Origin of the sequence: Arthrobacter sp. NPDC093128 (genome assembly GCF_040683875.1) — a bacterium.
Lineage (GTDB): Bacteria > Actinomycetota > Actinomycetes > Actinomycetales > Micrococcaceae > Arthrobacter.
This window is the reverse complement of the sequence record NZ_JBFBEY010000052.1, coordinates 1-9,256: the sequence shown is the minus strand read 5'-3', so window position 1 is coordinate 9,256 and position 9,256 is coordinate 1. Positions and strand designations below refer to the sequence as shown.

Below are 9,256 nucleotides of genomic sequence, written 5' to 3'. Positions count from 1 at the left end.
TCGAACGCCGGCCACAGACACCTCCGGAGACCTTCCCGCTGAACCCGGAACTTCCTGCGAAACCGCGGGTCTGGGCCGCAAAGTCATGTCGCCTGCAACAGAGACGTACATGAAGTGGTGCCGGCAGAACCAGAGGGAAGGGACCAAAATGCAGGTTGAAAGCCGCCCGTGCACAAAGGTGTGCACAATGTGCACACCCCCTTTGGCCGGACAAACACGCTATGAGCGAACTTACGTGGCTCGCCGAAGGCAGCTATTCGAGGAACGTCTTTGAAGAAGATTCATCTTGGTCATGTCGTCACCACAACTCGTGACCATGAACGGGTGAAGGCCAACAACTGGCCAACGGAAACAGCTAGAAAGGACTACACATAGCCCTAGATCCCAGCAGCCGGAGGGCCCACAAGCCTGGACCCTGACCCCGCCACCCACACAACTTCACAGGCGACCGCGGCGCCGGCTACATACCGCGGTCAGTGTCAGAGGGACTCGCGGAGAGTCAATGTCCACACATTAAAGCAAAAACCCCTCTGGCGAGGGGTTATGCGTGCCCGAGGTGGGACTCGAACTGCATTCCAACCCTTGCAATCATTGGGAACTCCAGAAAACATAGGCAATCCGAGCCAGTCCGACCGATGTACGACCGAGTCCGAAGCTAAAAATGTGGACAGTGTCCACACCCCTAAATCGGCCCGTTCGAAGCATCGCAGCCACCAGCCGCACCCCACATCGCAGGGTGCGGTTCTTCTTTGTGCTGACAAAATTCGCCTGCCAGGAAATCGGCATGATCCCGCTGATTGCGGGCAGACGCATGTGCGCTACGTAGGAATCAGCAATCCTGTGCGCAACGTCCTGATTCACGGCAACACTCCTCACTCATCCCAATGGCCGGTCGGCAGATACTCACATGACCGCTGCTGACGGCAGACCATCGTCGGGACGTGCCACGGTCATCAGTCTGCGCCTGCGCCAGAGTTCCGGGCCATGATTTCGATCCGGGCCAATGACAGACTAAGGCTTTCTTGGGTGGGCCTCTTGGCCCGAGTATTTGCATGCGAGCGATGGTGGATTTCCTGATCCTATTCGCCGTACATCAGGCTGGTCAGGAATAGTCCTAGGCGGGCATTTGGCTGAGGGGCTGCTGTGCCGGCCGATACGGTGGTTTCGTTGACTTCCAGGTAGAGGCCTTCCCAGGGATATGAAGTCATACTCCCCTGCCTTTCGTTGGTCTCTGATTCGCTTTTTTCAGAGTGGCCCCAGCCCCAGCGGTTGGTCTTGGGTGTGCGGCTGGTGTGGCGGTCCGTGCCAAGCCCGGCTGAGAAGGGGCGATGGGCGATACTCATGATGGCTTCCTCTCTGAAGCGACCTGCTTGCTGGTGGTGTTGCGTACCTTTGACGTCGCGCCCGTGAATAGAGCGAGGGCGACAAGCGCGGTCCGAGGTCTGTCGGAACGTTGCGGTTCCGCCGCTCAGGCCGCGGGTTGGATTCAAATAATGTGCGGAGCTGACTCGCCAAAATTCGGAAGGGGCTCGAAAGTCGTTTGTTGGCGCTGCAGACTGACCAGAGGCAAGAACTCATCCCAGTCCGAGGTGGAATCCACCGTCATCCGCTGGCCGGCGGATGAACATCCGGTCCAGGATCGCGACGTAATGCCGTCCCCGAGAGTCCCTGCAGGCGCCGCCCCCGGATTTCTCCTTTTCATGACAGCACCCCACATGTCTGGCCATCCGAATTCTCTGAAAGAATCTTGCCGGCTGCGATAGCGGCGATACTTGCCTGGACCTGATGCGTAAACATGTTGAGTCCTCTGCCGGGCCACAGAACGCCGTTCCGCGGGTGCCGATATTAGATGAACCGAGGTGATTGTGAGTGTGATTTCAGTCACCTCGATGCTGATAATGCAACGTTATTCCGATGGTCTTTTCGCACACAGCCGCCCGGCGCAGCACGGTATCCAGATAGGGCAAACTTTGTCGCACTAGGTGTTCATTGTGTGGTGGCAGTGTTTGGCGCGTCCGATGCAGGGCGGTTGTAGCTCCTGCCCATCAGGGGAAAGCCCCGCTATTCCGGCAAGCGCAAAGGCTCGCAAGTGGTGCTGACGGGCTTCCGTGTTGGACGCGCCCCTAGTGAGATTAAGGGCGGGTTCGACAGTGTTCGTCGCCCCCGAATATCGCGCGCGAATATTGCACCGAACGGGATCCCTGGTGGGGGCTGGTGCCCTATTTCTTTGCTTACTGTGAATTGAACCTGCAAAGCCAGCCCTCGGCACCAGCACCGGCTGCGGTCACAACGTAGTTCCGCTCCGAACCTCGCCCACGCCATTGCCGTCCGTCGAGCACCGATCTCGACGTGCCTTGGAGGGGTCTTTGTGCGTGCTTCGTCCGTTTGCTGCCAGCCAGGGAAAGAGCCTTTGGGAATCTGAGGAACGGTACGCCGGGTCAGGCCTCTAGGAGCCTGTCGGGCCGGTATCCGGGCGTCCTCGCCCGGAGGGTGCGAGCCCGCCCACCGCATCAGGAATTAGGCGGCGTGCCGCTCCCGAAACGGTCGTCCCCCGGGGTCGCGGCCGGATCCCCAACACCCGACTTTCGGGCTGCCGTTGCGGAGGCATGTTGGGAGTCCGGCCGACGCTTGACGTGACGATGGTCCTGCCGGGTGGCCAGCCCTGTCAGGGCTACCACTTGGTCGGGACCGCGCTCTAGTGCCCCTGATCCAGACCTTCGCAACGGGTCAGCACGGACGGCCAGTGGTTGACTACGCGGACAGCGTAGCCGTCAGTGCGATGAATGAGGCGCCTGGACCATGTTTCATCTCTGATCCATAGGGCGGAGCCGTCTTCCATTTTGGAATCGATGCACCCCCCGATAGTGGGGAGACCTCGTCCGAACAACACAACAGGCAGCCCGATGGGCACGTCGCTCCAATCGGTTACGAATTCTCCCAAGGAGTAGCCCGCTGCCAGCCCGGCGGGAGTACAGAACGGCCAAGTGCGCGGAGGCGTGGCCAGGACATCGGGAATCTTCACGTAGTCTCCTTTCGCCTGCTGTGTCTGCCACGTTGAAACCCGGTAGCCCGTCACACCGCGGTGGCCTCCTTAGCGCCGAGGCGGTGGCAGGTGTCCACGACGGTGTCGGGGTTGAGGGAGACCGAGAGATGCCTTCGCAGACCAGCCATTCGGCGAAGTCGTCTTGGCCGCTGGGTCCGTATGCGTCAGCAGTAGTGGCAAACCTGTCCGGCACCTTCACGCCGGCTGACGCGAAATTCTGCACCATCTTCCCCAGCGAGGCATTCTTGCCCCCCACCCGCCCAAGGTCTTTCCGGCCTATCTCAGAAAACCACAAAATGTCTTCCGTCATTACGCTCACTGCTCCTTCGCGAGGTTCTGTCTTGGTAGGCCCGCAGCCAGACGTACAGTTGTGCCGGCGACAGGACGATGAAATGCCGCTCGGCTCACTGGTGTAGTCCTCGTCATCACCGGACAGGCTGCGCTTCGGGGGGCGCTTCGTCCTTGGCACTGATGGCGGTAATACGGTCGGCGGCGTATTCGGAGAGCCATCCAGACAGGCGCCCACGGTCAGTGCCAAGCAGGTGGCTGCCAAGCCGAAGGAGGTTCCGAAGAATACTGCGCACCCGGCGAACGACCCCGGGATGAAGGACAGCACCCGCCACCCATTAGCAGGCCCAGCCCACGAAGCCAACCTGTGATATGGCCAAATGGAGTGCTGAGCTTCGTCCACAGTCCGGCCAGTATGCCTACGGTAATTCCGATGGTGATGAGAGCTTTCATTGTGAATTCCTTGCTGTGGGAAGCGATATGTTCGTGGGAGTGTCAGGTCGGCAGAGCGCCTCTGCGCCGGCCACATAGGACCGTTGTCGGACCCTTTGGCGTGCTAGATAGCCGCGCCGGATCGGGCGGCGGCTGATCCGGTGGTCCTAGATCCAGGGCCGGATGTTTTGAAGATGGTGGGATGTCTGTACGGCAGCGGCTAGTTCCGTGAGTGCCGCACCGTGAAGTCTGAGGCGTTGCGCGGTGTCTGTTTCGATGGTGCCGTCAGGGTTGAACGCCTTGGAATCCAGATAGACATCAGGGGACAGAATCTGGGTCCCGAAGAATCCGCTGAGTGAGTTGCTGAGTTCCCGGGTGCCGAGGAAGTGCGCGGCGGATGCGCCGGTCATCGCGACCATTGCGGGCGTGCTGTGAAGGGGGCCCTGGTCTTCGGCGGTACTGCGGTCGATGCGTTCGAGGAGCAGCCGCGTTGCCGCCGTGGGACTCGCCCGGTAGGTCGGGCTGCCGAAAACCACACCGTCTGCGGCAGCTATGAGTCCGAGGATCGCGTCGTCGTCATGACGGACCAGTTCTGTTTGTGCCCCGGCTTCAGCCGCGCCGGCCAGTATTTCGGTGACCATCCGGTGTGTCTTGCCGGGGCCGTGTGGACTCGCGTCCACACCGATGATTTTCAAACCAGGACGCCGATCCGGACATAGCTTCCCTTGAAGAACAGCAGCGGCTCGGCTTCACCGCGGGCGTTCATGGCCTTGACCTGGCCAAGGACGATGGTGTGGTCGCCGCCGTCGTACTCTTTGTGGAGTTCGCAGTCGATCCATGCCAGGGCGCTGTCCAAAATCGGGTTGCCCAGCGGCGAAGTTGTATGGGTCACTCCGGAGAATTTGTCGGTTCCGGATCGGGCGAACTTGCCCGAGAGTTCGCGGTGCTCTTCGGGGAGAATGTTGATGCAGAACCGACCCGTGGCCCTGATGGTCGGCCAGGTCGATGAAGACCGTGCCGGGTTGAAGGCGACCAGCGCGGGTTCCAGCGACAGCGACGAGAATGACTGGCAGGTGAAGCCAACCGGGCCGTTCTCTGTGGTTGCGGTGATGATGGTGAGTCCTGTGCAGAAATGCCCGAGGATTTCGCGCATCCGTTCCGGAGTGACTTCCAAGTGATTGTCCATGATGGTCTTCCTTCAGTGTTGGGTTTGAACGAGGTGGTGTTCTGCTGCGTACGTAAATCCGATTCGTGGTTCGCACTTTGTCAGGGCAGCGGACAGCTCATGCCCCACGAACGTGGCTACTTCGGCGCTGATTTGCTTCAGTTCGGCGATATTCAGGCCGGTGTGGATTCCCATGTCTTCCAGGAAATTGGTGAGGTCTTCTGTGGCCAGGTTGCCGCTGGCACCGGGGGCAAAGGGGCACCCGCCGAGGCCTCCAATGGCTGCGTCAAAGTCGGTGACGCCGATCATCAGGGCAGCAAGCACGTTTGCCAGCGCAGTGTCGCGGGTGTTGTGCAGGTGCAAACCGATCGAATGGCCAGGCGCTTGGGCCCGGACGGCTTGTACGAGCGCGATGACACGATCAGGGGTGGCTGTGCCGATGGTGTCGCCCAGACAGATCCGATCGGCGCCGGCGTCTACGAGAGTCCTGACGATGTCGGCGACCCGGCTTGGCGGGGTCGGGCCTTCAAAGGGGCAATCGAAGGCGATGGCCACGATCACTTCGCAGATGCCTCCGGCTTCGTGGACCATTTTGATGATCTGCTTGCCTGCTTCGATGGATTCGGTGATGGTCTTGCCGGCGTTGGCCTTGGCGTGGCTTTCGGAGGCTGAGACCACGTACTCAAGGTGGGTGATTCCGGCAGCGAGGGCACGGCGGGCACCGCCAATGCCTGCGACGAGGACGCAGAAGTCGACCTCGGGCCAACGGTTCAGCTCTTTGACGAGTTCGGCTGCGTCTGCAAGTGCCGGGACGGCTGTCGGGGAGACAAAACTGGTCGCTTCGACGCGCCGCACTCCTGCTGCGACAAGCCCTTCGATCATCCGGATCTTTTGATCCAGCGTCAGCTTTCGCTCCAGTTGCAGCCCGTCCCGCGGGCCGACTTCCCGGATGTCCACCGCCTGGGGAAGTGTGTGCCCCACAGCGGCAGCCATGGATTCAAGGGTCAGGGGCTCGGAATTTTGCTCATTCATGTCTAGATGACCTCGTTGTCTGTGAGTTCCTTGAGTTCTTGGTCGTCCAGGCCGAGAAGTCCGCGGTAGATGTCGTTGTTGTCGAAGCCAGGTTCTGGCCGGCCCGCCCAACGGACGGAGCCTTTTGCGTTGGAGAAGCGTGGGACAACGCCGGGGCCCTTGATTTTGCGGCCGACGCGGAGGTCTTCGTGGTCGACGAACATTTCCCTGTGGATAAGCTGGGGATCCTTCATGACTTCGGCCACTGTATTGACGGGGCCGCAGACCACGTCGGCCGCGTCGAGCAGGCGGACAATGTCTGATGCCGTCTGGCCGGCGGCCCAGTGGGCCACGATGTCGTCGAGTTCGTCCTGGTGGCGTCCGCGGGCCACGTGGTCAATGTACTTTTCGTCGCGAGCCAGGTCAGGGCGCCCCATCACATCGCAGAGCCGGGCAAAGACGGTGTCCTGGTTTGCGGCGATGATAACCGGGAGACCGTCGCGGCTCATGTAAACGTTTGAGGGTGCGATCCCGTCCAATCGCGTGCCGGAGGGTTGACGCACGACTCCCGCGCCGTCGTAATCCGGGATTGTCGACTCCATGAGGGCAAGGCATGACTCGGTGAGGGCGACGTCGATGATGTCTCCTCTGCCCGTGCTGCGGGACCGGATTAGTGCTGCGAGAATGCCTTGGGCGGCGAACATTCCGGCGAAGGAGTCGCCAAGGGATAGGGCGATCCGTGGCGGCAACTGTCCGGGATAGCCGTTGACGGCTCTGAATCCGCTGACGCCCTCTGCGACGGATGCGTATCCCGGCTTGAGTGCGTCGGGGCCGTCCTGACCGTATCCGGACACTCTGGCAATCACCAGCCGCGGATTCTCTTCAAGAAGGACGTCCGGCCCGATACCCCATTTCTCCAGGGTCCCTGGGCGGAAGTTCTCGATGACTGCGTCGCTCTGCGCCACGAGGTCCTTGAAGATGCTGATTCCTCGCGGGGTGCGCAGGTTGAGCGTGACGCATTTCTTGTTCCGTGCGTGGACTGTCCAGAACAGGCGGTGCCCGTCGATTTCGCCCTGGCCCCAGGTCCGGAGCGGATCCGGCCGGTCTGATGTCTCAATCTTGATGACTTCAGCGCCCATATCGGCCAGCAGCCTTCCAGCGAAGGGGCCGGCGACGAGCGATCCGAGCTCCAGAATCCGGATTCCCTCGAGTGGTCCGTTCTGCGTTGGCGACGGTTCCCCGGTCCGGGGCAGTGGTGTTCCCATCTGATATTTCCTCCTGTACCCCAAGGGGTGATGTCCATCGCTAACTCTTGCGATGCATCACAACGCTATGAGCAGGAAGGGGGCGCCGGACAGCCGACAAGTGCGCCCCGGTAGCCACTTTCTGCAGAGATTTGAAGGCGGAAAATACTTTGCGAAAAGCGGCTGCCCGCCTGCACGGAACGGCTAGTGTGATGCAGCTCTCGGTCCGTACGGTCTTCTCAGAGCTTCATCGCAGAACTGTGGTGTTCAGCTGAAAGGAGGGCAATGAAATGTCGACAACGACGTTGATACGGGAGAAGTTCTCCCTATACATCGGTGGGAAATTCGTCCCCGGATCGTCCGGGAAGTCGTTCACCACCTCCAGTCCCTATACCGGCGAGGTGTGGGCGGACGTGGCCGAGGGGACCGTGGCGGACATCGACTCCGCCGTCGCCAACGCCAGAGCGGCCCTCACCGGGCCCTGGGGCGAAATGACCGGCACCGGCCGCAGCGCCCTCCTGCGTAAACTCGGGGACGTGATAGCTGAGAACGCGGAGCGGCTCGCAACCCTGGAAGTAAATGACTCGGGAAAACTCTTCCACGAAATGATCGGCCAGACCCGGGCACTCCCACAGTGGTACTACTACTACGCCGGTCTCGCCGACAAAATCGAGGGACGACAGATTCCCACGGACAAGCCGAACTTTCTGGTTTACACCAAGCGGGAACCCGTCGGCGTCGTCGGTGCCATCACCCCGTGGAATTCGCCATTGCTGCTGTTGACGTTCAAACTCGCTCCGGCCCTTGCGGCAGGCTGCACCTTCGTGGTCAAGCCCAGCGAACACGCTCCCGCCTCGACTGCCTTCTTGGCGGAACTTCTCGATCAGGCAGGTTTCCCGCCGGGCGTCTTCAACGTCGTCACGGGTGAAAGCCGCGAACTGGGCCAGGCTCTGGCGGCGCATCCGGGAGTGGACAAGGTGGCTTTCACCGGGTCAACAGCGACCGGCGCCCTGGTGGCACAGGCCGCGGGGAAGAACATCAACAAGGTGACACTGGAACTCGGTGGTAAGAGCCCTCAGGTCGTATTCGAGGACGCCGATTTGGAAGCGGCGGCCAACGGCCTGCTCGCCGGGGTGTTCGCGGCCACCGGCCAGAGCTGTATGGCCGGCTCCCGCCTCATCGTTCACGAATCCATCCACGACAAACTTGTCGATCTCGTCGTGGCCAAGGCTAACGACATTAAGCTCGGCGACCCGACGTCCGAAGAAACGCAGATGGGCCCCGTGGCCAACGGACCCCAGTACCGCAAAGTCATGGACTACATCCAGAAAGCACGGGACGAAGGTGGCGTGATCGCCTGCGGCGGGCACACTCCGGAGGATCTTGGCGGATTCTTCATCCGCCCGACCGTCATTACCGGCGTCAACAGGAACTCGACCGTCGTCAAGGAAGAAATCTTCGGCCCGGTGTTGTCCGTCTACACCTTCACAGACGAGACCGAAGCCATCGAGTTGGCCAACGACACCGAGTACGGTCTGGCAGGTGCCGTATGGACCAAGGACGTACACAGGGCCCACAGGGTCGCCGGCGCAATCAAAGCTGGGACCATATGGATCAACGCCTACCGCGTATTGGGTCCGCAGGTTCCGTTCGGGGGCTTCGGCGCATCGGGCATCGGCCGTGAAAACGGAATCGATGCCATCAACGACTACACCGAAACAAAGTCAGTTTGGGTCGAGTTGACCGGGGGCACGCGTGACCCCTTCAAACTGGGCTGAATCGAAGAGAGTGCTGCCTTGGGGATGTGGCGGCGGCAGTACACGTCCATTTATTCAATTCCTGTCAAAGGTCAATGGAGCCCTTGATGAACCAGATCCTCAAACTACTTGACGCACATCCGGTACTGCACACCAGGGACATGGATGCCGCCCGCGAAGCCGTCACCGGAATCTACCTGCCGAACGTGATGAAAACCCGGGACGACAAGCGACTGGACGTTACGCTAAATGCCTGGGGCGGGCATGACATGACCGTCGGTTACCTGACCTATCAGTCAGAAACCCGACTGACCAT

At 60.9% G+C, this 9,256-nt stretch carries 8 protein-coding genes and 1 pseudogene; 2 read left to right on the top strand and 7 right to left on the bottom strand.

Features of this window, described 5'->3' with window-relative positions:
* Positions 1–588: 588 nt before the first annotated feature.
* The 7 genes and pseudogenes from AB0N24_RS27090 to AB0N24_RS27060 all read right to left on the bottom strand — a co-directional run bounded on the left by AB0N24_RS27090 (position 589) and on the right by AB0N24_RS27060 (position 7,204).
* Positions 589–861, bottom strand: coding sequence for a hypothetical protein (locus tag AB0N24_RS27090; RefSeq protein ID WP_364131585.1), 273 nt, complete (start codon positions 859–861; stop codon positions 589–591).
* Positions 862–1,079: 218 nt separating this feature from the next.
* The gene (locus AB0N24_RS27085) at positions 1,080–1,343 is read right to left on the bottom strand and encodes a hypothetical protein (RefSeq protein ID WP_364131583.1); all 264 of its coding nucleotides are present in this window, start codon (positions 1,341–1,343) and stop codon (positions 1,080–1,082) included.
* A gap of 1,857 nt (positions 1,344–3,200) precedes the next feature.
* A pseudogene (locus AB0N24_RS27080) lies at positions 3,201–3,353 on the bottom strand (PEP/pyruvate-binding domain-containing protein); the annotation flags it as partial.
* A 577-nt stretch (positions 3,354–3,930) separates the two neighbouring features.
* The gene (locus tag AB0N24_RS27075) at positions 3,931–4,404 is read right to left on the bottom strand and encodes an NAD(P)H-dependent oxidoreductase (RefSeq protein ID WP_364131581.1); all 474 of its coding nucleotides are present in this window, start codon (positions 4,402–4,404) and stop codon (positions 3,931–3,933) included.
* 50 nt (positions 4,405–4,454) lie between these two features.
* The gene (locus tag AB0N24_RS27070; RefSeq protein ID WP_364131579.1) at positions 4,455–4,949 is read right to left on the bottom strand and encodes a flavin reductase family protein; all 495 of its coding nucleotides are present in this window, start codon (positions 4,947–4,949) and stop codon (positions 4,455–4,457) included.
* 12 nt (positions 4,950–4,961) lie between these two features.
* Entirely contained in the window at positions 4,962–5,960 is a 999-nt protein-coding gene (locus tag AB0N24_RS27065) for a hydroxymethylglutaryl-CoA lyase (protein WP_364131576.1), read from the bottom strand.
* Between the two features lie 2 nt (positions 5,961–5,962).
* Complete coding sequence (locus tag AB0N24_RS27060; RefSeq protein ID WP_364131574.1) at positions 5,963–7,204, bottom strand: CoA transferase; 1,242 nt, start codon at positions 7,202–7,204, stop codon at positions 5,963–5,965.
* 269 nt (positions 7,205–7,473) lie between these two features.
* Here AB0N24_RS27060 and AB0N24_RS27055 point away from each other — a divergent pair, with 269 nt between their 5' ends.
* The gene (locus tag AB0N24_RS27055) at positions 7,474–8,961 is read left to right on the top strand and encodes an aldehyde dehydrogenase (RefSeq protein ID WP_364131571.1); all 1,488 of its coding nucleotides are present in this window, start codon (positions 7,474–7,476) and stop codon (positions 8,959–8,961) included.
* An 86-nt stretch (positions 8,962–9,047) separates the two neighbouring features.
* Positions 9,048–9,256 (top strand): hypothetical protein (locus tag AB0N24_RS27050; protein WP_364131569.1); only part of this gene is annotated, 209 nt, incomplete at its 3' end.